This is a genomic window from Rufibacter soli (assembly GCF_054781795.1).
Genome location: NZ_BAAGTS010000002.1, coordinates 90954 through 116344, shown reverse-complemented (window position 1 = coordinate 116344; position 25391 = coordinate 90954). Strand labels below are relative to the sequence as shown.

The window sequence follows — 25391 nt, the reverse complement described above, 5'->3', positions numbered from 1 at the left end:
GAAACGCTATTCTTCGTCTTCCAGGTAATAATCTCCGGGGTGCCCCTCAGCAGATTCATCACTGAACCGGACAATGTCTTTCATGAAGTTGTCATGGATCTCTTTCACTTTAGGCGACGAATTGATGTGCTTTTTGAGCACTTTGGCAATCTGGCTTGCTTCCTCCAGGTAGAACATGTCATCTGTAGCGGTGCCCAGTTTATCAGCGTCTATCTGTAGAAGTTCGGCTTGCAGGTCCATGAGTTGGGGGTCATCCTCGCCGTACATGATCAAGGTGCCGTGCAGTTTACTAAGCATCTCATTGAACAGTTCACCCTCATACGGCAGGTTCACTTCCTCGTCATCGTCTGCGCCAAAGCCGCCTTTCCCTCCTAGAATATCATCCTCATCGTCATCAAAAGAGAATTCATCATCAAAATGGCTGTTCTTGAGGTCATCCTCATCATAACCATACTCGTCGTCAAAACTTCCGCGTGGTGCCATGTCTGTTCTGTTTAAGTCTGTCTAAAATGGTTTTAGGGGTCCCGTTACAAGCGGTCTCTTTTTTACGAATCTCTGTAAAAAAGTAGCTTCAAAAACATGAAACTTTAAAAGCCTTTTTCCGTTTTGGGCCCGTTTCCGCAAAAGTAGGCCAAAAACACAATTCTGCTATTCTTAAATTTAACTAAGGGCTTTATTAAAGCATAATCTTCGTTTCTGCCTGGCAGGACGTCTTTTTGGACCGAAAAAGAGTATACCTTAGAAACAACCGAACCCTTTCAACCATGACTCACCCACAGGACCTGGCTGCGGCTTTTCACCGCCAGAAAGAATTTTTCAGCGCAGGCCACACCCGCCCGCTCGCGTTTAGGGAACAGATGCTTAGGCTGTTAAAGACGGTGGTGGAGAAAGAGGAAGCCGCCATTACCAAGGCCCTTGCAGAAGACTTCGGGAAGCCCGCCTTTGAGACCTACGCCACTGAAATAGCCATTCTGCTCTCTGAGATCAAATTCATTCTCAAGCACCTGCGCAAATGGGTGGCGCCCCACAAGGTAAAGTCCAGCTTTCTGAACTTCCCCTCCAAAGACGCCATTTACCATGAGCCCTACGGGGTGGCCCTGGTCATAGGCGCCTGGAACTACCCCTTCCAGTTAACCCTCTCCCCCATGCTAGGGGCCATGGCGGCCGGCTGCTGCGCTATCCTAAAGCCCTCTGAACTCACGCCCGCCACCAGCCAACTGATTGCGCGCCTCATTCAGGAGCATTTTCCGGCGGAGTACCTGACCGTGGCACAGGGTGGGCCCGAGGTGAGCCAGGCCCTGCTGGACTTGCCCTTTGACAAAATGTTCTTTACCGGCAGCACCGCAGTGGGTAAGATAGTTGCCCAGGCGGCCGCCAAAAACCTGATTCCCGTCACCCTGGAACTGGGCGGTAAGAGTCCCTGCCTGGTAGATGAAACCGCTAACCTGGCCGTAGCCGCCCGGCGCATTGTCTGGGGAAAATTCATGAACGCGGGCCAGACCTGCGTGGCACCAGATTATATCTTAGTACAGGAGAAGGTGGCCCCCCAACTGTTGCAGCACTTGGCCCAAGCCATTACTCAGTTTTATGGCCCCACCCCTGCCCAAAGCCCCGACTTTGCCCGCATCATCAACCAGCGCCATTTCCAACGCCTCCGCAAGCTATTAGACCCGGCCCAGGTGTACGCCGGCGGCGAAACTGATGAAAGCCAGCTCTACGTTGCCCCCACCCTTCTGCACCAAGTCCCCTGGAATGACCCTATCATGCAGGAAGAGATTTTTGGGCCTTTGTTGCCGGTCTTACCCTATGCCACCCTTTCCCAGGCCATTGAGCAGGTGAACGCCCAACCTAAGCCCCTGGCTCTGTATTTCTTTTCCAGCAACCAAAGCGCCCAGGAACAGGTGCTTTCGCAGACCTCTTCGGGTGGGGCCTGCATTAATGACACCGTTTCTCACCTGGCCAACCCTCACCTGCCCTTCGGTGGCGTGGGCCCCAGCGGAAACGGCAATTACCACGGCAAAGCCAGCTTTGAGGCTTTCTCCCACCAGAAAAGCGTCCTGAGAAAACCGTTCCAGCCAGATCTTCCGCTACGCTATCCACCGTATGGCCAAAAACTATCCTGGATGAAGAGAGCCTTTAAATGGCTGTAGCCGAAAAATCAGTAGGCTTCTCTCAGGATTGCCCTAAAACAGCAAATCCCGTTTCGGGCCTGTTTTTCAAAAAACAGGCCCGAAACGGGATGTACAGGAAATGCCTTAATTTACGGCTACGCCCGGATCATCTTGATATGGTCAATTCCGTCTTCGTCATACACCTCACTGGCCTGCTCAAACCCGAACCGTTCATAAAACTTTTTGGCGTATAGCTGCGCCCCAATCTTGATGGGCCCCGGCCCGAAAAGGCGGACCGCTTCCTTAATGGAGCGTTCTACCAATAGCTGCCCCGCCCCGGTGCCCCGTACGGCGGCACTGGTAATAATTCGGCCAATAGACATAACACCCGGGTAAGAAACGCCTGCCGGCACCAACCTGGAATATGCCTCCAAAACCTCTCCCTGGTAGAACAACACGTGATGGCAGGCTGCATCTAACCCATCAGGGTCCTGAAAAACACAGTTCTGCTCCACCACAAACACGGCACTGCGCAACTGTAGCAAATCATACAGCTCCTGCGGGGTCAACTCCCCAAATGCCTTTACCACTACTCTAAAATCCGCCATTGCGCAAAACTACAGGTTCTTGATTTAAGCGCCAATTATTCGTCCTGCTAGTCTATTACTTCACAGCAGAGAGAATAAATTTAAGCCTTGCGCCAACGTTGGCATAAATTATTGTATATTAATTCCCAAAGACAAGCGGCAATGCAAATATTTTTATTGTACTTATGACACTTAAAACACAAAGGCAGCGTTAACTTAGAATACCAGAGCATGCTCCAAAGCTTAGGGCCTAGTGCCACCAGAGCAGAAAGGGGCTGATGCCTACCAATTGACGTTACCAGGACGGCTCCACGCTGGCCTTTATACATAGAAAATAAAAAAGGATTATGGGAAAGGCGGACTCTATTAGAGTCCGTTTTTTTTGAATACCGCCCGTATCCTGTACCTTGACCAAAATTTTACTTACATGAATACCCCCGCTTACCAAGCCTTTCTGTTTGACATGAACGGCACCATGATTGATGACATGGATTTCCATACCCAGGCCTGGCACCAGATTTTGACCCAGAAGCTGCAGGTATCCCTCACCTATGACCAGGTAAAGGCCCAGATGTACGGCAAGAACTCTGAGGTGCTGGCCCGCCTGCTCGGGGAAAACCATTTCACCCCGGCGCAGGCCGACCAACTTTCCTTGGAGAAAGAGAAAATATATCAGCGTGAATACATAGACCATCTGCGGCTCATCAACGGCCTGGACCAGTTCCTGGCCAAAGCAGCCGACCATGACATCCAGATGGCCATCGCCTCGGCGGCCATTATGTTCAACATTGACTTTGTGGTAGACAATCTCGACATCAGGTCTTACTTTAATGCGCTGGTCTCGGCAGATAACGTGACCAAAAGCAAACCGCACCCCGAGACGTTTCTCAAAGCCGCCGAAGGCTTAGGCGTTGCGCCTCAGCAATGCCTGGTGTTTGAAGACGTACCCAAAGGCGTAGAAGCCGCCCAGAACGCCGGCATGGACTGCCTTGTCATCACCACCATGCATACCAAAGAGGAATTCTCCGGCCTCTCCAACATCATTGGGTTTATTGAAGACTATACAGACCCCATGTTGGAGCAATTATTTTCTGCGAAGGGAAAGTAACGAAATGCCTACGTTGCGGCTGGCGCCGCACGGAAGTTGCAAACTTCCGCCCGTTATAGGTCCAAGTTGAAAACTTGAACCAGAGAAAAAACTTGAATCAGGGAAAACAGAAAACCGTTTTGAGGCTGTTTCCATGAAAACAGCCTCAAAACGCAACCCCGTCTAATCAACGCAGACTCTCCCCTCAAGGGGAGAGTCTGCGTTGAACAGGCGAATCAAAAACGCTCGCCTTTGTTGGTGTTTCTAGGGGCCAACAACCATATAAGCCTTTCATTCTGCCGTTGAATCAAACCCGTTTTGAGCCTGTTTTCTGAAAACAGGCTCAAAACGGGTTTCGTCATTCTTTTTACCCAAACAGGTTATTAGTGAACTGCACCTTAATGCCCAGTTGGAAGTCATTGATGGTCCTGAAAATCTCCTTAAGGGTGACTTGTTCAATCTTGGTGAGGCTATTGAGGTCCAGGTAATTGTCTGGTTGAGCTTTGTCGTTCATGATTTGGCTGGCTTGTTTGCGGAGGCGAAGGCCCATGAGGTAGTAATACGACTGCAGCAGTTCCTGGCTCTGCCCTTCGGTGAACACGCCTGCATCTTTGAGGGCCTCAATGCGTTCACCGGTGTTGGTTTTGAAGATACGGTTCTGCAGAGCGTATACCCGCACCATGTCCACAATGGGCGTCATAGCTTTCTTGAGGTCGAAGACCTTTTGGGTGCCCACGGTAAACGTTTTGATGTTGTTGAAGAACGTGAGCGGCGGCTCATACTGCAAAGCATTTTTGGCCATGAAGTAGAAAAGCCGCGGCATGGGATCCTGCAGTTTCTGGTCCAGAAACTCCACTAGTTCCTGCATGATGGCAAAGTCGCCGTAGAGGTAGCGGCAGTCAAAAAAGGTGGAGAACTGGATGGCCGTCTCGGGGACCAGTTCCTGCATCCAGCCTTCATAGTTGCGTTTCCAGTGCGAGAGCGAGTGCGTCCATTTGGGGTTCTTGGCCATGTAACCGCCGGTGCAGTAACTGAAACCAATAGTATCCAGTCGCTCAGACACCATCTCAGACAGCTTCAGGAAATAGTCCCGTACCAGCTCGCGCTGCTCATTGGCCTTGTCTTCATAGATGATGGCGTTGTCCTGGTCGGTTTTGAGGGTCTGTTCTTTACGGCCCTCGCTGCCCAGCACCATGAACACGAATTTGGCGGGCGGTTGCCCCATAATGGCAATAACCTCTTCAATCACCTTCTGCGCAATGGTATCGGCTACGGTGGTAATCACCTGGTTAATGATCTCAGATTTGGCACCGCGCAAAAGCAGCTGCATCACAATCTCGGGCACCCGCTCCCACCGGGCCTTCAGTTCGTTTACAGACCGCGCCAGTTTCACTGACTGAATGAACACGAACGGCGACTGCGCCTGGTCACTCAACAATTTACTGCGGCTGATCATGCCCACGTACTGGCCGTTTTCTTCAATGAGAAGGTACCGCGTCTTGGTCCGGAACATCAACAGAATGGCCTCATAGATGTAGGCATCTTTCCTGATGGAGACGATGGGGTTATCCATGATTTCGCGGGCCTGCCCGCGCACGTCTTCCTGGGCGGCCACCACGTTATCGCGCAGCGTGATGTCTGTGATATAGCCAGCAATCTGCCCAACCTCATTCTTCACAAAAAGGCAGCTGGTTTTGTGCTGGGCCATAATGCGGGCCGCCTGGTAAATGGGCGCGGTGGTGGCGCAGGTGACAATGTCACGGTACTCTATGCTTTCAATTCTTTTGGAGTAAAACTGGTCGGTGGCGATGTAGTTTTCGTCAAAAGAGGTAGGCCGTTTCACGAAATGCGCGAACTCCTCATTGAGCATGCGTATGCCAAACTCCTGGGTAAAATGGTGCAGGAACCCCTCATTAGACTTAGCCAGCGCCCTGAAATCCTTCTTGGGCAAATGGTACACCACCGTGCCTTTCTTGGCGATGACCGTGCGCAGGGATTTCTTGCGGTTGAGCAGCATGGAAATACCGCCGTAGCAGTAGCCCGCCCCATGGTACTCCAGCACCCGTTTGTTTTGCGCGCTGTCATAGAAAAACGACTCATATTCGCCGGTCACAATCAGGTCTACGCCTCTGAGCTTGGTGGCTTCCTGATGATAGATGAGTGTGTCTTTGGGATAGGTTACTTCCTCCAGCAGATCTAGCACGCCCAGCAGCACGTCATCTCCGAGCAGGTGGAAAGGCTTTACGCTCTTCAAGAATTTGAGACGTTCATTCATAGCCAGTAAAAAAGAAGTAAGACGAGTAACAAAAGGCCCAGCACCCCTAATAGCCAGCTCGGGAATTTAATGGTAGAACGAACAGGAGGCGCCGGTTGAGTAGAGTACGTATGCAACCGCTGTTGGTCAATAGTGGCTTCGGTGATGATCTGCCGTTTACGCAACTCAAAAAAGCAGGCGGCGGTAGCATCTGCGTCTACCACGGCGTTGTGCTGGTCATCCAGCGTTTTGTGGAACAGGTAGCCATACAACTCGCCTAGTCTTAGATGCCGTTTGCGCGGCAGCCGCATGAGTTCTGAAGATGCCAGCATGGTACAGAACGTGTCCAAGCCGTCAAACGGACTGAGCAGGCCGGCGCGGTAATAATCCGCGCTGAGCACATGGTAATCAAACTCCATGAAGTGTCCCACCACTAAGGGTTGGAACCGCTGCAGATCTTCCTGCAGGAGCACCAGTACCTCTTTTCGGGTTTTACCGTTATCATGCAGGAACTCATGCGTGAGCGAATGGATTTCCAGAGACTCGGCGCTCACCTCAAAGTCCAAGGGCCTGATGAAGTGGTTCTCGCGCTTTACTTCCTGCTGGTCTTTGGTATAGATTACCCAGGCCACCTGCACCGTGTACGGCCAGTTTCCTTCCTGGGAATAGGGCACATCCCATTGCTTGGGCAAGCCCGATGATTCTATGTCTATGAACAACAGATAATCCATCACGCTCTTTCTCAAGGACTGCAAGCCTGTTTTAATTGTACTGCTAAACTTAGGTAAACGATGGCAGAATGCCGGTGCGTTTTGAGCCTGCTTTTTCAAAAACGGCCCTAAAACAGCATCGGCTCCTCGTTGGTCCGGAAGCCGATGCAAAAGAAGGTTAGCGTTTTAACTGGTAGTACATCTCGCTCCAGCGCAGTTCGTTTTGGAACTGGCGCAAACGGGTGTCTCCATCTATGTGCACGCACTCAATGTCTGCCATATCTGCGAAGTCCTGCAGGTTCTCTGCCGTGAGGTTCTGGCTGTAGCAGGTGTGGTGGGCGCCGCCGGCCAGAATCCAGGCCGCGCAGCCGGTTTTCATGTCGGGGTATGGTTTCCAGAGCACGCGGGCTACGGGCAGTTTGGGCAGGTCATGCTCGGGCTCTACAGCCTCCACGGTGTTTACCAGTAACCTGAAGCGGTTGCCCATATCAATAAGCGACGCGTTCAGGGCCGGCCCCCCAGCTACGTTGAACACCAGGCGCACCGGATCGGCTTTGCCGCCAATGCCCAATGGGTGAATCTCACAAGACGGTCTGCCGTTGGCGATGGACTCGTCAATCTCCAGCATGTGGGACCCCAGCACCAAGGAATTGGCTGGGTCAAAATGGTAGGTGTAGTCTTCCATGAAGGCGTTACCGCCTTTCAGGCCGCTGCCCATTACTTTCATGGCGCGAACCAGGGCGGCCGTTTTCCAGTCGCCCTCGCCCGCGAAGCCGTAGCCTTTGGCCATGAGCCGCTGTGCCGCAATACCGGGCAGCTGCACCATGCCGTGCAGGTCTTCAAACGTGTCTGAGAAGCCTTTGAAATTGCCGTCTTCCAGAAACGCCTGCAGGCCCAGTTCAATCTTGGCCGCCTCGCGTAGGGACTGGTACTGGGCACCGCCTTTGCGCAGGCTTTCCACAACGGCGTAGCGCTCTTGGTATTCCTGAGCAAGTTTGTCTACAGAAGCATCGCTCATCTCATTGATCACTTTCACCAGATCACCCACGCCGTAGGTATTCACCGAGTAACCCAGTTTCAGTTCAGCCTCTACCTTGTCACCCTCGGTCACGGCTACGTAGCGCATGTTGTCACCAAAGCGGGCGAACTTGGCCCCTTGCCAGTCTTGCCAGCCACAGGCGGCGCGGCTCCAGCCGTTGATCTGCTCGCGCACGGCCTCTTCTTCCCAGTGGCCTACTACCACTTTGCGGTTTAGGCGCATGCGGGACACCATAAACCCGAACTCCCGGTCGCCGTGGGCGCTTTGGTTCAGGTTCATGAAATCCATGTCAATGGAGTTCCACGGAATATCGCGGTTGAATTGGGTGTGCAGGTGCAGAAGGGGTTTGCGCAGGATCTTGAGGCCGCCAATCCACATTTTGGCGGGTGAGAAGGTATGCATCCAGGCTATGATCCCCACGCAGTTTTCGGCTACGTTGGCCTCCTGGCAGATGCGGAAAATTTCCTCGGTGGTTTTCACCACGGGTTTGAACACCACGTTTACCGGTATCTGGGTGGCATCATTAAGGCCGGCGGCAATCTTCTGGGAATGCTCGGCTACCTGGCTAAGGGTTTCCTCACCATATAAGTGCTGGCTGCCGGTCACAAACCACACTTCATATTGTTTCAGGTCAATCATAGGATCTTAGTCTTTTGGCGGCCCGCAGGCTAACACCAGTAAAAGGTTAGGTTCTGGATAAATACTTATTGTCCGTAGTAAGAATCTGGGCCGTGTTTCCGCTCAAAGTGTTTTCTGATGAGGGAGTCTTTCATGCGCAATGCTTGGGGTTTGATTTGCTCTGTCAAAAGCGCCATGCGTGCTATTTCTTCCACCACGGCGCTGTTATAAACCGCTTTTTTGGCGTCTTTTCCCCAGGTGAAGGGAGCGTGGTTGCCTACCAACACCATCTCTACCTCTTCGTAGCTCATGTTTTTCTCTTCCAGGTAGTTCATGATCTGGAAGCCCGTTTCGTACTCATAGTCGCCCTGGATCATGGCATCATCCATGGGGGTGGCGCAGGGAACATCGGTGGTGAGGTGGTCGGCGTGGGTAGTCCCAAAAATAGGAATGTCACGCAGGGCTTGGGCCCAGGCGGTGGCGTAGGTGGAGTGCGTGTGCACAATCCCGCCAATGTTCTCCCAGTGCTTGTAGAGAACGGCGTGGGTCTTGGTGTCTGAGGAGGGCCGTAAATCACCTTCCACGGTATTGCCGTCAAAATCCACGATCACCATTTTCTCCGGGGTAAGGTCTTCATAGGGCACGCCGCTGGGCTTGATGGCGAACACGCCTAACTTTCGGTCTGCGGCGCTCACGTTCCCGAAGGTGAACAGCACCAGCCCCAGTTTGGGCAGCTGCATGTTGGCGTGATAGGCCTCTTCTTTGATATGCTGGTACAAACTCATGGGTGCTTAGTTGTTAGCGCTGGCGGGTACGTCTTGCAGTTCTTCCTGATCCTGGTTTTCCTGGGGCGTATGGCCGGGTTGGGCTTTGGTGCCGGTCTCTGGTAAATCTGCCAGCACCTCTGGTTTGGCCGGGGCACTGTGGCTGTCCAGAAAACCACCCAACTCAGAGTATTTTACGTAGCGTTTGGCGTAGATAGCCGCTTTCTCGGGGTTAGGGAAATACTCCAGGTCAAAGCCCTGGCCCATGGCCGCCATGGCGTCTTCTACTTTCTCATAAATGCCCGCCGCGGTAGCTGCGAACATGGCTGCCCCAATGGCGCAGGTCTGTTCCGATTTATGGATCCGGATGGGCATGTTCATGACATCGGCCATCATCTGCATGATGAATGGAGATTTTCTAGCCACTCCGCCCAGCCCAATAAGGCCTTTCACGGGCACGCCTTGCTCATTGAACCGGTCCACAATCTTCTTGGCGCCAAAGCAGGTAGCCTCTACCAAAGCCCGAAACACCCGCGAGGCGTCACTACCCAGGCCTAAACCGGAAATAGCGCCTTTCAACACTTGATTAGCATCTGGCGTGCGGCGGCCATTGAACCAGTCAATGGCAAACTCGTTGTTCTCAGACAAAGGAATGGCATCGGCGGCTTGGCTGAGTTCGGGGATAATTTTGCTGGAAACTTCTTCTACCAAGGCCTCGGCGGTGGCGGCGTCTACCACGTTGGACCCAGCCAACAGGTTCTGCAAGGGCCACAGCAAAATGCGCTTGAACCAGGCATAAGTATCCCCAAAGGCAGATTGCCCGGCCTCCATGCCCATCATGCCCGGAATCACGGAGCCCGGCACCTGGCCGCAGATTCCGCTGACTAGCGTGTCTTTCACCTCGTCCATGGGCGCTACCAGCATGTCACAGGTAGAAGTACCCATGACCTTGCTCAGATGGTAGGGCTCAATCTGTCCGCCCACCGCGCCCATGTGCGCATCAAAGGCTCCTACCCCTACCACTACGTCAGTGGACAAGCCCAGGCGCTCGGCCCATTCGGGACTCAAGATTCCGGCGGCCTGGTCTGCCGGGTAAGCTGTGGAGAACAGGCGGGAGGTAAAGCCATCAAGCACGGGGTCTAAGGAAGCGAAAAAGTCATTGGGGGGTAGTCCGCCAAACTCAGCAGCGAAAAGTGATTTATGGCCGGCAGAACAGATGCCGCGTCTCATTTCAGAAACATCAGTACCGCCGGTTAACAGGAACGGTACCCAGTCACAATGCTCCACCCAGGAATAACAGGCTTCGCGCACCTTTGCGTCTTCGCGTAGCACGTGCAGCAACTTGGCCCAGAACCACTCAGAGGAGTAGATGCCGCCCACGTATTGCAGGTAATTGGTGTCAAACTTGGTGGCATGCGCATTGATCTGGGCGGCCTCTTCCACGCCTGTGTGGTCTTTCCAGAGCACAAACATGGCGTTAGGGTTTTCCTCAAAGCCGGGCAACAGGGCCAGCGGCGTACCGGTTTTGTCCACGGCCACCGGCGTAGAACCGGTGGTGTCCACGGAGATGCCTTTCACCTGCCGAGCCACAGCCTCGCCCCCGGCCTGCTGCAGACAGTCTTTAATGGTTTTCTCCAGCCCCTCTATGTAATCTAAGGGGTGCTGCCGGAACTGGTTGGCCGGAGCGTCACAGTACAGGCCTTTGCTCCAGCGCGGGTAATGAAAGACAGCCGCGGCTACTTCCTGGCCGTTGCGGGCGTTTACCAACACAGAGCGCACGGAGTCTGACCCGTAGTCAACGCCAATTACAAATATATCTTCTGTCATAGCTTGCTTATTGCTGTCTTATGATCACTAACTGCCGTTTGCCTTACCCTGTCTGGTAGCTTTTACCAGACCAAATAGACACACCCATGCGCAGGAAGCGGTGATACAATAATAACGAAAAGCTTCCTTAAAATGTACTACTGACACTTAAATTTAAGGAATCGTTTTATCTAAAAAGAAACCGTTACTGGAGTCAGTCCATTAGAACGCCTGGCAAGAAACCTAAAACAACGATGCTCCTGTTTCGGGGCCGTTTTTAGAAAAACGGCCCCGAAACAGGAGCATCGCAAATGAGAATCAACAAAAGCCTATAACAGGAACTTCTCAGGGTTTGGAATGAACTTTAGGAAAGCCTGGAAGTTGTCATAATACTTCTCTTTGTCCAGCTTGAAGAAGAACGCGCCCTTTCTTGAGTTTTCCTTGTCTTTGTCCTGTTGGCGCACCAGCAGCCCGGTGGAAAGCACCTTCCGGCTGAAGTTCCGCTTGTCAAAGGTGGTATCATACAGCTTCTCATACAGGGTCTGGAGCTGGGGCAGGGTAAACTTCTCAGGCAGCAACTCAAACAAGATGGGATGCAGGGCGGCTTTGTAGCGCAGGCGCATCTTGGCCATCTCTACCATCTGCTCATGGTCAAAGATCAACTGGGGCCGTTCCTCCAGCAGAAACCATTCGGCGTGGTAATCTGAGTTCAGTTGAGCCTGGTACTTCTGGATATCAATGAGGGCGAAATATGGTACGGCAATGGTGCGCTCCACAGGGTCACGGTTGGGCTCACTAAACGCATTGATCTGCTCCAGGTACACGCCTTCCAGGCCGGTGAGTTGCTTGAGCACGCGCTGGGCGCCCACTTCCAGGCTCTCCTCGGGCTGAATGAAACCACCCATCAAACTCCACTTCTGCTTCTCGGGGGCAAAACCCCGCTGGATTAACAGCAGCTTGAAATTCTCCCCGTCAAACCCGAATATGATACAGTCAACCGCTACCAGGAACCTTGACTGCCCTGTATATTTCATCATTGCGCTTCTACGTTTACGTACGCTCTTATTTTGTAAAGAAACCTGGCACGCGACCTTTCATTTTAACCCATGCAAAGGTTGCTTTGGCGTTTGCCTTGCCCCAGAAACTAGCTCATGTCAAAACCAAAGACAAAGAAAAGAATAATTCAGCCTTTGCCCCAGAAAACCTGATGCACTCAGGCAAAACAAGGTAAATAACGGTTGGTTTAGTCTTCTTCTGCGCCAGCAATCCTTCGGTGCTTTTATTGTGCCACTGCCACCACGGGCCATTTTTCCTTGTCCCAGGTTAGTTGCTCTATGCGTAATTTGGGCCGCCCGTTTTGAGTGGCGTCATAGCCGTGGAAGATGAGATAATCTGTCTTATCAAAAGTATAGACGGCATTATGCCCTACCCCGTTCCATTTTTCATTGCCTTCCAGCAAGATGGTGCCGCCCCCAGCCGCCAAGTCTACACCGTTCTTATCAAGGTAAGGCCCCTGCACGTTTCTGGCCCGCCCCACTATCATTTTGTAATCGCTTTGCGCGCCCTTGCAGCAATAGTCAATGGAGGCGAACAGGTAATAGTAGCCATTTTTCTTAAAGATAAAGGGGGCCTCAATGGCATTGCCGCCCGCGCCCACCGGATTGCCCGGCAAAGGCGGCGGGTTGGTACCAGCAGCAGAGCCTTTGCGCCGGCTGGCGATGGTGGGAATCTGGGCTAAGTCCTGGGTCACCGACAGTCGGTCCTTGCTTAACCGCACCAACTTCAGGCCTCCCCAAAAAGACCCGAAAGTTAGCCAGGGCGTGCCTTTCTCATCCACTACCAAATTAGCGTCAATGGCGTTCCAGTTGGTTTTGCCGGGCACAGATTCTATCACCTTGCCATGGTCTACCCAGTGAAAGTTCTTGTCTGCCGGGTTTAGCGTCACGTTGGTTGCCAGACCAATGGCCGAAGTATTTTTCCCGAAGGCTGAGATGGAGTAGTACAGGTAATATTGGCCGTGGTAGAAGCTGATATCCGGGGCCCAGATGTGGTTATCTTTGAAGCCGGGTACCGCTTTTACGGCCCATTCCGGGGCAGTGGCAAAGATGGGTTGCTCCTTTTTCCAGTTCTGCCTATCCGTGGAAGACCACACCGAAATTCCGCGCCCCGTACAGAACAGGTAGTAGGTGTTTCCTTGTTTGGCCATGACCGGGTCATGCACGGTGAGGTTGCTGGTGGGCTGCGTTTCTGAAGGCGCCGCGGACACCTGCCCTGCGCTAGCCGAGTAACCGACAACAGACGCAACGACATTTGCCGGCTTGGTTTGCGTGCAACCTGTCAGGGCCAGCAAGAGTAGAAAACAGGAAGTAAGCCTAACCAGTATGAGCATTGTTATTTTCTTTCGTTTCGTGGCTGTTTTGGCCAAACTAGCCCTAAAACAGAACCACCCGGGCAAGGGCTAACGTTACGTTTTGTTAGTCTCTAAAACACCAGCACAAACCCGCCATTCGGTTTTATTTCCACGGCGGTCTTGCCGTTGGCGCCTACCTCTATTGATTGCTGTTGCCAGCCGTTAGTTTCAGTGCCGTCAGTGATTAGGGTCCCTTTCTTTCCTTTCAGGAACGAGAGGTCCAGGTCCAGTTTTTGGGTAGTATTCTCCCCATTGATCCCGGCCACGTACCACTTGCCTCCGGCCTGCCGCGCCATAATCACCCTCTTGCCCGGATAACCCTCAATGAATTTGGAGTCTTCCCACACGCTGGGCACCTTCTTCAGGTAATCTTGCACGTAGGCTGGGGCCTTGGCCATACCTGTAGGAATCTCCACGTAATGCTGGATGCCGGAGATGAACAACACTGACAAGGCCAGTTCAAAGCCTTTGGTGGTTCTTCGGGTGATCCTGGGAATCTTGTCCAGGTTCATGGGCGTGAAGTCCATGGGGTCAAACACGTTGCGGGTAAACGGAAGCATGGTGGCATGGGTAGGTTCCTCGTCGGCGTTACGCTGGTCAAAGGTGATGAACTCAAAGCCTTTGATAGACTCCATGGTCATGAGATTGGGGTAGGTGCGTTGCCACCCGCGGGGCAGGGTACAGCCATGGAAATTCACCAGTATCCCGTATTCTGCGGCGTCCTTAAGAATATCAATGTAATACTGCATCACGCTCTGGCCGTCGCCGCCAAAGAAATCCACTTTCACGCCTTTGATGCCCATTTCGCGCAGGCGCGCAAACTCCTGCTGCCGGCTCTGGCGGGTCAGCATTTTGTCTTTGGGGGTGTAAGGCGTGCCGTTCCAGGAGCCCGCCGAGTTGTACCACAGCAGCAGCCCCACGTTCTTGGTTTTGGCGTAGTCGGCCAGCTCCTTGATTTTGGCATAGCCTATTTTGCGGTCCCATTCGGCGTCAATGAGGGTGTACTGCCAGTTCATGCGGGCGGCGTAGTCAATGAACCGTTTCTGCACGTCATATACCGTAGAGTCATCTTTGAGCAGGGCCCAGCTCCAGGAGGCCTTGCCCGGTTTGATAAAGCCCTGGTCCATTTTGATAGCGGGCTTGGCCAGGTCGGTGCCCAAGGTAGATTCGGCAATGGTTTTAAGCGAGCCCACGGCCACAATGCGCCACGGCGAATACCAGGGCAAGGTAGACTCGGGGTTCAGCACGCCGCCGGGGAACTTCTCCTGCTCCTGGGGAAACGCCACGCTGTATTCGCCTTCCGGGGAATTCTGGGCCAATCGTGACCCGCAATAATCGCCATCCGGGCCAGACTCCGTAATCAACACCCAACTGTCTCCGGCCTCAAACAAGGCCGGGTACACCCAACCAGCCTTGAAGGGCGAAGGCGTGCCCACGGCAATGCCTTTCTGGTAGAATTCCTCATATGAAGGATTGGTGCGCTCCCAGCCGGTTTTGGCATCTGACATGGGTTGTAGCCAGCCTTTGGTGTTCTGGGCAAATTTGAAGGAGGTCACTTCCTGGGTAATCTTCTTTTTCTCTGTACTCTGGCCTGGGAAGAAATACCGGAAGGCCACCCCGTCATTAGACACCTGGAAAATCACCTCTATTTGGCGGCCCTGCGCGTTCTTCAGCCGGAAGGTGCACTTATTGGCCCGGTAGGTATTCTTTTTGCGCTTGGCCGTCAGAATCTCATACCGGTCCTCTACCTTTTCTTCTTTAGAAACAGATGCCAGGGTCAGGCCTTTGGTCAGGTCTGCGTCTTCCATCACTACGCCCAATTTGGAATCCTGCAGCACCTTTGCCCCGTTGCGCGACACCGTATACACTGCCCGCTGGTCTGGGGTAAGCCGAAAGGAAACCACCACGCTTTTGTCTGGGCTAGCCAGGGAATACTCTTTCTCTTGGCCGGCGCTTTTCACGGCAGTAGTAGTTTGGGAACACGCCGCTAAAGTACCCATGAGCAGCAAAACAAGAAGCGACTGGCACCACGTTGGCAGGGGAAATACTCGTTTCGATTTCAAGAACATACGGGGTTAGGTTAGATAAGGCGAGAGACGTTTTGGGCCTGTTTTCAGAAAAATAGCCTCAAAACGCTTTCTACCGCCAAGGGAACATATTTTAAAAAAGTCAAAACCAGACAAGCTAAAGGCAGCCTTCCAGGCGAAAGAGAAGAAAGCAGGGGTGTTTCCAGGCTAAGTCCCCCGAAAAAGCCTGGAAACGGAACCCCGACAACACTTTGGTTCCTCCCCCACTTTCTGTACTGTTCCAGCTCTTGCGCTTCAGATCAACCCAAACACAAGAAATCTGCATCCGTTTTGGGCCCGTTTTTCTGAAAACAGGCCCAAAACGGCTTTTCTTCTAAGAGATCTTTACCCGTATCACATTCACGGAATAGGGCTCCAGCGACAGTTTCACGCGGTTGTTCTTTACCTGAATGGGCTGCTGCACCGGACTGATGGCCGTAGGGCTCTCAAAGGAATTCATCTGGTCCAGGTTGCGGCTGCTCAGTTTTTGGAGCGTGCCTTTGCTTTGAGCCTTTTTCACCCCTTCCAGCACAAACTCGCCGTCCTGGACTTTATCTGAGGAATTCACCACTTTCAGAATCACCTCGTTGGTTGTCTTGTCAAGGCTGGCCGAGGCAAAGAGCTGGTCCTGGCCGGTGACGTTGGCGTTGTTGCGCTGGATGGGTACCAGGTGCGTGCCCCGGTTGGTAGAGAACAGTTTCTGCACGTAGTAATTGGGCGTGCCGTAGGCCTGCAGGTTGTTCACCCAGATCAGGTCTGGGGTCCATTGCCAGCCATCTACGTGGGCAAACAGGGGTGCATAGGAAGACATAGTCACCACATCGGCGTTACGCTCCAGACCGGTCATAAAGGCCGCCTCAGAGAGAGCCCCTTTCCAGTTGTTCTTGTTTTCCGTGCTGGCAATGGCGGTTGTTTGCGCCGCATATTCCCCGGCAAATATCTTAGGTCCCTGGCGGTCATAATTATCATAGCGGGTCACGTTTTCCTGGAACCACTCCGGCGACCGGTAATAATGCTCGTCTATGATCTCAGCCTGGAGCCCCCGCAGGGCTTTGTTCAGGTAGTCAAAGTCCGGGCCGTCCGGCGAAGGGCCTGCAGTGGTAATAAGCTGCACCTCGGGGTATTTAGCTTTGAGGGCTTTCACAAATAGCTGGTAGCGCTCTACGTACTGCGGTCCCCATTGCTCATTGCCAATGCCCAGGTGTTTCAGGTTGAAAGGGGCAGGGTGCCCCATCTGCGCCCGCAGTTTCCCCCATTCAGAGGTAACGGGGCCATTGGCGAACTCAATCAGGTCCAGGGCATCCTGGATGTAAGGTTGCATCTGGTCCAGGGGCACTACCTCGCCGGTATTGTATTGGCAGGCCATGCCGCAGTTGAGAATAGGCACCGGGGCTGCGCCAATATCCTCGGCCAGCTGGAAATACTCAAAGAAACCTAAGCCAAAAGTCTGGAAATAGTCTGGCGTATGCTTATGTTTGAACTCGGTGTTCCAGCGGTTCACCAGCGTGGCCCGGTTTTCCACGGCACCCACGGTTTTCTTCCACTGGAACCGCTCGTCCAGGGTACGGCCTTCCACAATGCATCCTCCAGGAAAGCGCAGGAAGCCCGGTTTCATGTCGGCCAGCAACTGCACCATGTCGGCGCGCAGGCCGTTGGGGCGCTGTTTCCAGGTGTTTTGGGGGAAGAGGGAAATCATGTCAAGGTCTACCGCTCCCTGTCCCTGCGCCAGTAGCTGCAGCCGGGCTTTGGGGTCAGTCTGGGTTGCCGTCAGGTTGGCTTCGTATTTTTTCCATTCGGTACCAGCAGGCGTGATGGTGCCCGCGCCCAGTTTCTCGCCTTTGGCGCCCACCAGCTCCACCAGCAGAGGCAAGGAACCACCCTGGGGCTGACGGGCCCAAACCGTGAAGTGATAAACCTCTCCTTTCTTGATACCCATTCCCCTGAAGCCTTCATTCAACAACCCGTACCCGGCCTCTCCTTTAGAGGAAAGCCGTAGAAACCGGGGGTTGGCTGCATTTACGCCGCCCTGGTTATGAATGAGCAGACTTCCCTTGCCTTTGTTCTGCTCCCGCCAGCCCATTAAGGGCGTGTCAAACTCAAAGGAACGGTTCTTGACCAGTTCGGCGTAGATACCACCATCGGCACCCAGGTTGATATCCTCAAAGAAGAGGCCGTACATGGTGGGGGCCATCTCGCCGTACACCTGGTTGGTTTTTACGGTAAAGGTCTTGGTGGAAGCAGGGGTTTGCCCCGCAACTTGAAAGGCGGTCATGCACCCTACTACTAAGGAAGCGAAGGAAAAGGTTTTAATCTTCATATGGTTTTACAGAAAGCAGCCACTACAGGTTTGCAAAAGCCAGCCCAGGACCTGAGCGGTTGGTTTGGGGTCATTGCAACAGCCGCACGTAATAAATGCCCGCCGTGGAGGAATTGGGCAAGGCTTTGAACATGACCTTGAGTTCCCCGCCTTTGGCTTTCTCCAGCAACGCGGCCGGAAGGACATAGTCTACCTCCATGAATTTGTCTCCGGCGGTACCCGCCAGCTGCACGGTTTCTATTTCCTGCCCATTGACGGAAATGGTAAAGTGGCGGTCTCTGTCTTTGCCGTAATAGGTAAGGCGCAGCCGGCGCGGGCCTTGCCCCCTGTTCTTGAGCGTGTAGCTGAACCAGCCGCGGGCATGCCGCCAGTGCCGGTCTTTGAAAACACCGGTCTCGGTTTGTTCTCCGGCAAAGCCGTGGTCAGATTCGGGTTGTTGCTCGCCGGGGGCCACCTGGTCTATGGTTTGGGCCTCCAGGGCCAGTTTGGCGGTTTCCTTTTCTTTGATGTCAGCTTTCCTGGCCTCCAGCCCCTGGGGCGTGGTCACCGGAAAATACACCATATAGCGGGCATCATGGATCTGATAAAAGGGCACCAACTCCAGGTTTTGGTATTGGGCGGGCTGAAGTAAAGATGCAGCACTGAAGGTGAACGGCTTACCGGGCACCGGCTTAAGGGCGGCCGCTAGATCTTTCTCTTCGGATACCAGCAGCGGTGCCTCTTCTATGGAATATAAAGGCCCGTTGGCCACGTGGCCCATGCGGGTCCCATCTGCCCTTAAGCCTTTTAAACCGGTAGTGTCCGTAACGGCTGCCAGCACCAGGGGACCATGCACGAAGGAAACCCAGGGAGAGCCGTCAGGCAGATATTCGGCCTTGGTTTGCATGGGCAGCGTCACTGTGACCAAATCCCCTGTTTTCCACTTCCGGTCCAGGCCTACGTAGCCGCTTACGGCCTGGGTAACTTTTGCCGCTTTGCCATTCACAGTCACCTGCAACTGGCCTGGCGTTACCCACTTTGGGTGCCGGATGTATAAGGTAAATTTCTGGGCTTTTTTGAGCGTCAGACGTAAGGCCGAAGACTCCTCAGAAGGGAATTTGGTGGTTTGGGTGAGGGTAAAGTCTTTCTCCTTCCATTCTAAAACAGAAGGCAGAAACAGGTTCACGTACAAGTCTTTAGCGGAATGGGCATAGAGCAACTCGCCGTACTTGCCATGGTTTTCCAGGCCCGAGCCTACGCAGCACCAGAAATCCAGCTGGGGCTGGGAATAGACCCGGTAGTGCCGGGGCCGCATGGGCGTGAAGTACACAAACCCGCCCTGGGGGTGCTGCGAAGAGAGAATGTGGTTGTACATGGCACGCTCATAATAGTCCAGGTACTCGGTGGCGCGACTAGACAGATACAGCTGCTTGCTGAGCTTGAGCATGTTGTAGGTGTTGCAGGTCTCGGGGCCCTCCTTCCCTTCCAACATAGAGGAAAAATCTGAGGCCGGATGGAAGTGCTCACTCACGCTGTTGCCGCCAATGGAGACCGTGCGGTTCTTCACCACCGTCTGCCAGAAGAAATCGGCGGCGTTGGTCCAGGTTTTGTCCCCGCCCACTTCGGCTACCCGTTGGAAACCAATCACCTTGGGTATCTGGGTATTGGCGTGCATGCCGTTCAACACATCTTTCTGTTGCAATAAAGGGTTCAGGACCGATGTCTGGGAAAAGCGCTTGGCCAGGGCCAGGTATTTGGGGTCACCGGTAATTTCTGCCACATCCGCGAAGACCTCGTTCATACCGCCGTGCTCGCTCCGGAGCATATTCTGGATTTGGGCATCGGTGAGGTTAGCCGTCAGGTCAAGGGCCCAGTCTGAAAGGTTGATGAGCATTTGCTTGGCTTTCTCATTGCCGGCAAACAGATAGGCATCCCGCAGGCCGGAGTAGGTTTTGTGGATATTGTACCAGGGCACCCACTTCTTGTTTAGGGAGAAACTGCCGGCATCTATCTTGCCCGCCTTTATATCCTGCCACATCTGCTTTCCGCCGGGAGTACCGCCCAGATAGCCGTTGCCGCTTTTCTGCTGACAGGCGTCCAGGGCGTTAACCATATACGTGAGCCGTTGCTGCAGTTCCTGGTTACCGGTGGCCGCATACATCAACGCCAGCGCCGACAGGTAGTGCCCGCCTATGTGCCCGTCTAATCCCGTGTTTTCCCAGTTGCCGTAGTTCTGGGCCTTCGGCTGAAGGCCAGCCTCTTTCTGGTAAGGAGCCAGCAACCGGTCCATGTCCAGGGACAGGATATAGACCAGGTCGGTTTGCTGCGCCTGCCGGAAAGGGCTCTCCAGCAGCCGCACCTGCGACAGCGGAAAACCCTGAACCGGGCCTTGCTGGGCCACACCCCAGGTTGGCAATAGGACCAGAACCAAATACCATAAAATCTTACTCCTCATGGCTACTTCTTCTAATGTAATCTAAGCCTCTTCCGGCCGCGGCTTACCTAAGTTCAGAAACTACTCCGGTTACGTTTTAAGGCCGTTTTTAGAAAAACAGGCTTAAAACGGAATCTCGAGCTTCCCTTAGGGATATACTTTTGCAGCCGTTTGATTTCCTAAAAATAAGTTTTATAAATGTATTAAATACACTTATATTTATCACCATCTATCTACATAAATATTCAAAAGACATCACCTTCCGGCAGCAAATCATCTTATAAACTGGTCATACACATGAAGCACACAACCCTGGGTTTCCTCCTGCTTTTTATCCTAGGCACGGCCACCGCCCAAACTACCGCCACCCTTACTGTCCCGGCCAAGGCCGAGCAAATTATTAGTAGACACATTTACGGGCACTTTGCTGAGCACCTAGGCCGGTGTATCTATGGCGGGTTTTATGTGGGGGAAAACAATACCAAGATCCCCCACACGGCCGGGGTCCGGAACGACGTGGTAGACGCCTTGAAGAAACTGAAGATCCCTAACCTGCGTTGGCCGGGTGGCTGCTTCGCCGATACCTATCACTGGAAAGACGGCATTGGCCCTAAAGAACAGCGGCCAACTATTGTCAATACCTGGTGGGGCGGTGTGACGGAGAATAACAGCTTCGGCACGCATGATTTCCTGAACATGTGCGAACTGCTGGGCACTGAGCCCTACCTAGCGGGCAACATGGGCAGCGGTGCCGTGCAGGAACTTGCTGATTGGGTACAGTACACCAACTTCGCGGGGGAGAGCCCCATGTCTAAACTGCGCAAGCAAAACGGACGGGATAAGCCCTGGAACGTGAAATACTGGGGAATCGGTAACGAGGCCTGGGGCTGCGGCGGCAACATGACCGCCGAGTACTATGCCAACGAATACCGCAAATACGCCACCTTCGTCTCTGACTGGGGTAACACCGGCAAACTGTTCCGGATTGCCTCTGGGGCCAACGGCGGTGATTACAACTGGACCGAGACGCTCATGAAGATCATCCCTAAGAGCCTGATTGAAGGCGTGGCCCTGCACCATTACGCCGTCATCAACTGGAACAAGAAAGGCCCATCGGTTAAATTCTCTGAGGAGCAGTATTTCGCCACCATGAAGAGCGCCCTGCACATGGAAGAGCTGGTGCAGAAACACAGCGCCATCATGGACAAGTATGACCCCGCCAAAAAAATTGCCCTAGTGGTTGACGAATGGGGCGGTTGGTATGACGTAGAACCAGGCACCAATCCCGGCTTCCTGTACCAGCAGAACACCATGCGCGATGCCATGATTGCCGGCTCCACCCTCAACACCTTCAACAACCACTCAGACCGCGTGCGCATGGCCAACCTGGCCCAGGCCATCAACGTGCTACAGGCCGTAATCCTGACCGATGAGGAGAAAATGCTCTTAACGCCTACCTATCACGTGATGGAGATGTACAACGTGCATCAGGATGCCACCTATCTCCCCTTCACCGTGCAAAGCACTGACTACACCCTGGGTAAAGAGAAACTGAAGGCGGTAAACGGCTCGGCCTCCCGTGACAAAAACGGCGTTACGCATATCTCCCTGGTGAACATTGACCCTAAAAACAAACAGCAAGTAGCTATCAATGTGGAAGGCGCTTCTTACAAAAACGTATCGGGGCGCATTGTCACCTCCAAAACGCTGCAGGATCACAATACCTTTGAGAAACCTGACGTGATCAAACCCGTGGCTTTTAAAGGCGCTAAATTGAAAGGCAATTCATTGAGTGTAGAGTTACCGCCTTTCTCAGTGGTAGTGCTGGAAATGAAGTAAGCGTTTGGCTAAAGCGGAAGTCGCAAAAGGGAAAGACATTGCACCAGCCTTCCCTAAAAGGATTACTCCCGTTTTGGGGCCATTTTTCAGAAAACAGGCCTAAAACAGCCTCGCAGGATTTAGTCTTGTGAGGCTGTTTTATTTATCGGGTTGGAGGATAAAGATTGCTAGCTGAACTGCTTTTCAGAAATGGATTTCTCGTTCTGCTGACCTACCATCTTTTGGAGGGTCTCCCCATATTTCGCGTGGGTCGTGCCCAGCGCTTCATCCCAGAACCTGAAGTACAAGCCGTAATTTCCTTTGAAGAATTTATGGTGCAAGTTATGGTTGGTGGAGGTATTCAGCCACTTGCCCAGCTTGCTGTTCACTAGCCACTTCGGGTAAATTTCATACCCTAAATGCCCATACACATTATACACGGTCATCAAAAACAGGAACGCCACAATGGCCAGCGGGTGAATGGGCATGAGCACAGCAATGACCATGATAATGCCACCTTCTACCACGGCTTCCAGGGGACTAAATGAAAAGGATGCCCACGGCGAGGGGTTCACTGATTTATGATGCGTGCGGTGGAAGGCCTTGAAGAGCTTAGGATGGTGCATAAGCCGGTGGGTCCAGTAAAAGTAAGTATCATGAATAACCAAGGCCAGCACCACGCTTGCCCAGAAGTAACCCCAGCCATAGGTGCTAATTTCGGTATAGATCTGGGTATAAGGCCGCACCAAGCTAGAGGAAAGCACAATTCCATAAAGCGCAAACACCACAAACGTGAAGAAAGAATAGCCCACCTCCCGGGTATAATCTTTTTGCCTGGGGAAAGGTGCCTGAATTTTACGTCCGGCAAATTTCTCAGGCCAGAAAACGTAAAACACCAGAAACGCCAAACCCGCTATGACTACATAGCGGGCGGCCAGCACTATATAAAATAACCAGAACTGCTCATTCATAGGTATAGCTATTTACAATAGTATATCCATCCCAACAAGGCCTTCTTCTTCTCCAGAGCCTCCGCTAAGAAATCTCTACGTACGATTTGGCCAGTCATTTTTAGCAATCTCCAACTCGTCAAACACGCCGCATTGAAAAGAAATAAGGGTATTACAAAACGCAAGCGCACTGGCATCAACGAAGCTTTCTAGGATAGTAAGCATACCAAAATATCGTAATCCGCCCTTCGCTGCTTGAGGCGCCCATTCATTAATCACCAGTCAATGGAGTGGTCCCAGACCCTATCACTACATGGGTAATCTACTTTAATGGTTAGAAATACCTTACAAATGAATTTGTAAGTTCTTGCGTCATATAGGGTTGCTGGGGCTATTGGTATTTGCTGGCAGCGTTGTTCTTGCCTGCTGCCAGACTGAAGTAGTAACACAGGGGTGAGGGCTGAAGATTTCAATTTTGGTGGAGATTTTTTGAGGCTTTAGGGAGAGACCAGAAATAGGGATCTGCTTTAAATTTGGACAGTGCGTCTGATACTAAAAGGATTTTATAGTTAATTAAAAAGTCGTTTATAAGTATTATAGATAAATGTCAGTCTTTTTTCATCATTTGGATATTCATAATAGTATTTTCCAGGCAATTCAATAATCCTGTTTAATTCTTGAATTTCAATTCCTAATTTCTTTGCTATATATTCCTTATCTCTTTCTATTTCATTTTCTTTATAAGGAGGCAGCTTCAATATTCTTAAGGCTTCCTCCCGGGTTATCTGCCCAGCACAAATTAAACTAGAGAGAGAAGCTTTTCTATAATCTAAATTGAACTTCCTAGGCAGCAGATATGACTGAATAAATTTTGTAAAATGTGATTCATGATGCTTTCCACCATAATCTTTCCAATCAATCTCTCTCTCTAAAATCTCCTTTGCTCTGTCTTTGTTAAAATCCACATAATTGAGAAAGTAGATAATCCTTATCCCTTTCACTAATTTAAAATACGTTTCTTCTTCAAATCCAAAGCTTGGGAACTTCCGCACCTTTTTGGTGCCAAAGGCCCTCTGAATATGATTAAAATACACAGTATCTTTGGCATTATAATGCCAAAGCTTGGGAAGAATCCCTTCAAAATTCAAATTGCCTCCGCTAATTATATATTTAATACTGTATTTTGCTGCAACACGATGCATGGCTCCTAAAATGGCTACATCGGTTGGAGTTTCAGCCTCTACCACAGAGGCTTTCAGGAAGGCTAATTGTATGTCCTTAAATTCTTCCCAGTCTAAAACATAGCTTTGGTAGTCAAACCCAAAAACTCTGGCAGCATTCCTTATATTTTGGGTGGCATAATTTGAATTCCAGCCATTATCTAGATGAAGTAACAAGACTCTAAGTCCTAATTGTTTTAATAAATAAGCTACATAACAACTATCCACACCTCCACTTATCCCTAAAAGAACATCATATTTTCTTTGCCTGCCGCTACTCTTTATCTTCTCTACTATTTTTGCAAGGTGCTCAGACCCATACTTTTTATTTGCCTTAACCTCTTCCCTTTTCTTTAAAAACTCAGTACAATTATTACAAACGCCATTGCTATCGAACTGAATTTCAGGATCAGTAGTATCCATAACACACCGCACGCATTGTTGGTACTCTCTCTTGCACATAACTAAAAAATAAAATCCTTTCGATCAGGGTAGTTTATAAGCACACCATTACTTGAGCCATAATAAACAAAGAGGCTACCTGCAGCTAGCCCCACCGCATAACTTTCTAAATAAGCCCTTTTTAAATCATTCATAGAGCCTGCGCCTCCCAATGCTACTGTTGGGATAGTTACTTTTTCTGAGACTCTTTTTATAAGGTCAAAATCATATCCTTTCATTTGTCCATCCTTTAGGATGGACTGGATTATAATCTCGCCCGCTCCAAATTCTGCCATTAATTGCGCAAATTTTATTGGCTCAAAAGAGGAGACTTTGGTGCCATTTAATCTCCAGACTTTTTCTCCTCCAAAAAAGGTCCTTTTCACATCCATACATACAGAAATAGAAGAAGAGCCAAATTCATTGGAAGCTAGCTTTATAAAGTTCGGGTTTTCTACAGCATAGTTCCCAATCACTACCTTTTCCACACCTGCAGACAGGATGTCTTTAATCTGCGAAAGTTCTTTTATCCCTCCTCCTACACTAAAGGGCATAACCGCTTCTTCAGCAATGCTTTTAATTAATTCAAAAGGAATAGTCCGTTTACTTCTAGTGGCTGAAATATCCAGAAAGACCAATTCATCTGCTTTAAAATCATTAAAAATCCGCACAGCATTTATGGGATCACCAATATAGGAGTAGTTCTTAAAGCTTTTTGACTTTACTAAATAACCATTGTTCAGAAGCAGAACCGCAATTATCCTTGGCCTAAACATAACT

At 51.6% G+C, this 25391-nt stretch carries 18 protein-coding genes; 3 read left to right on the top strand and 15 right to left on the bottom strand.

Going from position 1 to position 25391, the window contains the following annotated elements:
- Positions 1 to 6: 6 nt before the first annotated feature.
- Entirely contained in the window at positions 7 to 483 is a 477-nt protein-coding gene (locus tag ACYVJQ_RS02460; RefSeq protein WP_460891489.1) for a hypothetical protein, read from the bottom strand.
- A 281-nt stretch (positions 484 to 764) separates the two neighbouring features.
- On the opposite strand from ACYVJQ_RS02460, the gene ACYVJQ_RS02455 reads away from it, so the two are divergent.
- Positions 765 to 2150 (top strand): aldehyde dehydrogenase, encoded by a 1386-nt coding sequence (locus ACYVJQ_RS02455; protein WP_460891488.1) that lies wholly within the window; start codon positions 765 to 767, stop codon positions 2148 to 2150.
- A gap of 116 nt (positions 2151 to 2266) precedes the next feature.
- Here the strand turns inward: ACYVJQ_RS02455 and ACYVJQ_RS02450 are convergent, their stop codons facing one another.
- Positions 2267 to 2719, bottom strand: a complete 453-nt coding sequence (locus ACYVJQ_RS02450) for a GNAT family N-acetyltransferase (RefSeq protein ID WP_460891487.1) — start codon at positions 2717 to 2719, stop codon at positions 2267 to 2269.
- A gap of 406 nt (positions 2720 to 3125) precedes the next feature.
- Between ACYVJQ_RS02450 and ACYVJQ_RS02445 the strand changes: the two genes are divergently transcribed.
- Positions 3126 to 3806, top strand: a complete 681-nt coding sequence (locus ACYVJQ_RS02445) for an HAD family hydrolase (protein ID WP_460891486.1) — start codon at positions 3126 to 3128, stop codon at positions 3804 to 3806.
- 346 nt (positions 3807 to 4152) lie between these two features.
- Here ACYVJQ_RS02445 and ACYVJQ_RS02440 read toward each other — a convergent pair whose 3' ends face one another.
- The 10 genes from ACYVJQ_RS02440 to ACYVJQ_RS02395 all read right to left on the bottom strand — a co-directional run bounded on the left by ACYVJQ_RS02440 (position 4153) and on the right by ACYVJQ_RS02395 (position 20203).
- Complete coding sequence (locus ACYVJQ_RS02440; protein ID WP_460891485.1) at positions 4153 to 6060, bottom strand: DUF294 nucleotidyltransferase-like domain-containing protein; 1908 nt, start codon at positions 6058 to 6060, stop codon at positions 4153 to 4155.
- Positions 6057 to 6794, bottom strand: a complete 738-nt coding sequence (locus ACYVJQ_RS02435; protein WP_460891484.1) for a 3'-5' exonuclease — start codon at positions 6792 to 6794, stop codon at positions 6057 to 6059. The genes ACYVJQ_RS02440 and ACYVJQ_RS02435 overlap by 4 nt, the downstream gene beginning before the upstream one ends.
- A gap of 133 nt (positions 6795 to 6927) precedes the next feature.
- A complete protein-coding gene (araA, locus tag ACYVJQ_RS02430) occupies positions 6928 to 8427 on the bottom strand; it encodes an L-arabinose isomerase (protein ID WP_460891483.1) in 1500 nt (499 codons plus the stop codon).
- 65 nt (positions 8428 to 8492) lie between these two features.
- Positions 8493 to 9191 carry an L-ribulose-5-phosphate 4-epimerase gene (locus ACYVJQ_RS02425; protein WP_460891482.1) on the bottom strand — a complete coding sequence of 233 codons (699 nt, stop codon included), beginning with the start codon at positions 9189 to 9191 and terminating at the stop codon, positions 8493 to 8495.
- A 6-nt stretch (positions 9192 to 9197) separates the two neighbouring features.
- On the bottom strand, positions 9198 to 10997 hold the full coding sequence (locus tag ACYVJQ_RS02420; RefSeq protein WP_460891481.1) for a ribulokinase: 1800 nt from the start codon (positions 10995 to 10997) through the stop codon (positions 9198 to 9200).
- Between the two features lie 308 nt (positions 10998 to 11305).
- Complete coding sequence (locus ACYVJQ_RS02415; RefSeq protein ID WP_460891480.1) at positions 11306 to 12013, bottom strand: NUDIX hydrolase; 708 nt, start codon at positions 12011 to 12013, stop codon at positions 11306 to 11308.
- Positions 12014 to 12255: 242 nt separating this feature from the next.
- A complete protein-coding gene (locus ACYVJQ_RS02410) occupies positions 12256 to 13242 on the bottom strand; it encodes a family 43 glycosylhydrolase (protein WP_460891479.1) in 987 nt (328 codons plus the stop codon).
- 215 nt (positions 13243 to 13457) lie between these two features.
- Positions 13458 to 15455: a glycoside hydrolase family 97 protein gene (locus ACYVJQ_RS02405; RefSeq protein WP_460891478.1), complete on the bottom strand. Its 1998-nt coding sequence runs from the start codon at positions 15453 to 15455 to the stop codon at positions 13458 to 13460.
- 331 nt (positions 15456 to 15786) lie between these two features.
- The gene (locus tag ACYVJQ_RS02400) at positions 15787 to 17769 is read right to left on the bottom strand and encodes an alpha-L-arabinofuranosidase C-terminal domain-containing protein (protein ID WP_460891477.1); all 1983 of its coding nucleotides are present in this window, start codon (positions 17767 to 17769) and stop codon (positions 15787 to 15789) included.
- Positions 17770 to 17839: 70 nt separating this feature from the next.
- Positions 17840 to 20203, bottom strand: a complete 2364-nt coding sequence (locus tag ACYVJQ_RS02395) for a beta-L-arabinofuranosidase domain-containing protein (protein WP_460891476.1) — start codon at positions 20201 to 20203, stop codon at positions 17840 to 17842.
- A gap of 276 nt (positions 20204 to 20479) precedes the next feature.
- On the opposite strand from ACYVJQ_RS02395, the gene ACYVJQ_RS02390 reads away from it, so the two are divergent.
- Complete coding sequence (locus ACYVJQ_RS02390) at positions 20480 to 22021, top strand: alpha-N-arabinofuranosidase (RefSeq protein ID WP_460891475.1); 1542 nt, start codon at positions 20480 to 20482, stop codon at positions 22019 to 22021.
- A gap of 167 nt (positions 22022 to 22188) precedes the next feature.
- Here ACYVJQ_RS02390 and ACYVJQ_RS02385 read toward each other — a convergent pair whose 3' ends face one another.
- The 3 genes from ACYVJQ_RS02385 to ACYVJQ_RS02375 all read right to left on the bottom strand — a co-directional run bounded on the left by ACYVJQ_RS02385 (position 22189) and on the right by ACYVJQ_RS02375 (position 25387).
- Positions 22189 to 22971 carry a sterol desaturase family protein gene (locus tag ACYVJQ_RS02385; protein ID WP_460891474.1) on the bottom strand — a complete coding sequence of 261 codons (783 nt, stop codon included), beginning with the start codon at positions 22969 to 22971 and terminating at the stop codon, positions 22189 to 22191.
- A gap of 548 nt (positions 22972 to 23519) precedes the next feature.
- Positions 23520 to 24632: an N-acetyl sugar amidotransferase gene (locus tag ACYVJQ_RS02380; protein WP_460891473.1), complete on the bottom strand. Its 1113-nt coding sequence runs from the start codon at positions 24630 to 24632 to the stop codon at positions 23520 to 23522.
- 2 nt (positions 24633 to 24634) lie between these two features.
- Positions 24635 to 25387, bottom strand: coding sequence for an AglZ/HisF2 family acetamidino modification protein (locus ACYVJQ_RS02375; RefSeq protein WP_460891472.1), 753 nt, complete (start codon positions 25385 to 25387; stop codon positions 24635 to 24637).
- Positions 25388 to 25391: the final 4 nt, after the last annotated feature.

Excerpts from the sequence above, each read along its gene's own strand:
- ACYVJQ_RS02460 (WP_460891489.1), bottom strand. The coding sequence starts at position 483 with ATGGCACCACGCGGAAGTTTTGACGACGAGTATGGTTATGATGAGGAT.
- ACYVJQ_RS02455 (WP_460891488.1), top strand. The coding sequence starts at position 765 with ATGACTCACCCACAGGACCTGGCTGCGGCTTTTCACCGCCAGAAAGAA.
- ACYVJQ_RS02450 (WP_460891487.1), bottom strand. The coding sequence starts at position 2,719 with ATGGCGGATTTTAGAGTAGTGGTAAAGGCATTTGGGGAGTTGACCCCG.
- ACYVJQ_RS02445 (WP_460891486.1), top strand. The coding sequence starts at position 3,126 with ATGAATACCCCCGCTTACCAAGCCTTTCTGTTTGACATGAACGGCACC.
- ACYVJQ_RS02440 (WP_460891485.1), bottom strand. The coding sequence starts at position 6,060 with ATGAATGAACGTCTCAAATTCTTGAAGAGCGTAAAGCCTTTCCACCTG.
- araA (WP_460891483.1), bottom strand. The coding sequence starts at position 8,427 with ATGATTGACCTGAAACAATATGAAGTGTGGTTTGTGACCGGCAGCCAG.
- ACYVJQ_RS02425 (WP_460891482.1), bottom strand. The coding sequence starts at position 9,191 with ATGAGTTTGTACCAGCATATCAAAGAAGAGGCCTATCACGCCAACATG.
- ACYVJQ_RS02420 (WP_460891481.1), bottom strand. The coding sequence starts at position 10,997 with ATGACAGAAGATATATTTGTAATTGGCGTTGACTACGGGTCAGACTCC.
- ACYVJQ_RS02415 (WP_460891480.1), bottom strand. The coding sequence starts at position 12,013 with ATGATGAAATATACAGGGCAGTCAAGGTTCCTGGTAGCGGTTGACTGT.
- ACYVJQ_RS02405 (WP_460891478.1), bottom strand. The coding sequence starts at position 15,455 with ATGTTCTTGAAATCGAAACGAGTATTTCCCCTGCCAACGTGGTGCCAG.
- ACYVJQ_RS02400 (WP_460891477.1), bottom strand. The coding sequence starts at position 17,769 with ATGAAGATTAAAACCTTTTCCTTCGCTTCCTTAGTAGTAGGGTGCATG.
- ACYVJQ_RS02395 (WP_460891476.1), bottom strand. The coding sequence starts at position 20,203 with ATGAGGAGTAAGATTTTATGGTATTTGGTTCTGGTCCTATTGCCAACC.
- ACYVJQ_RS02390 (WP_460891475.1), top strand. The coding sequence starts at position 20,480 with ATGAAGCACACAACCCTGGGTTTCCTCCTGCTTTTTATCCTAGGCACG.
- ACYVJQ_RS02385 (WP_460891474.1), bottom strand. The coding sequence starts at position 22,971 with ATGAATGAGCAGTTCTGGTTATTTTATATAGTGCTGGCCGCCCGCTAT.
- ACYVJQ_RS02380 (WP_460891473.1), bottom strand. The coding sequence starts at position 24,632 with ATGTGCAAGAGAGAGTACCAACAATGCGTGCGGTGTGTTATGGATACT.
- ACYVJQ_RS02375 (WP_460891472.1), bottom strand. The coding sequence starts at position 25,387 with ATGTTTAGGCCAAGGATAATTGCGGTTCTGCTTCTGAACAATGGTTAT.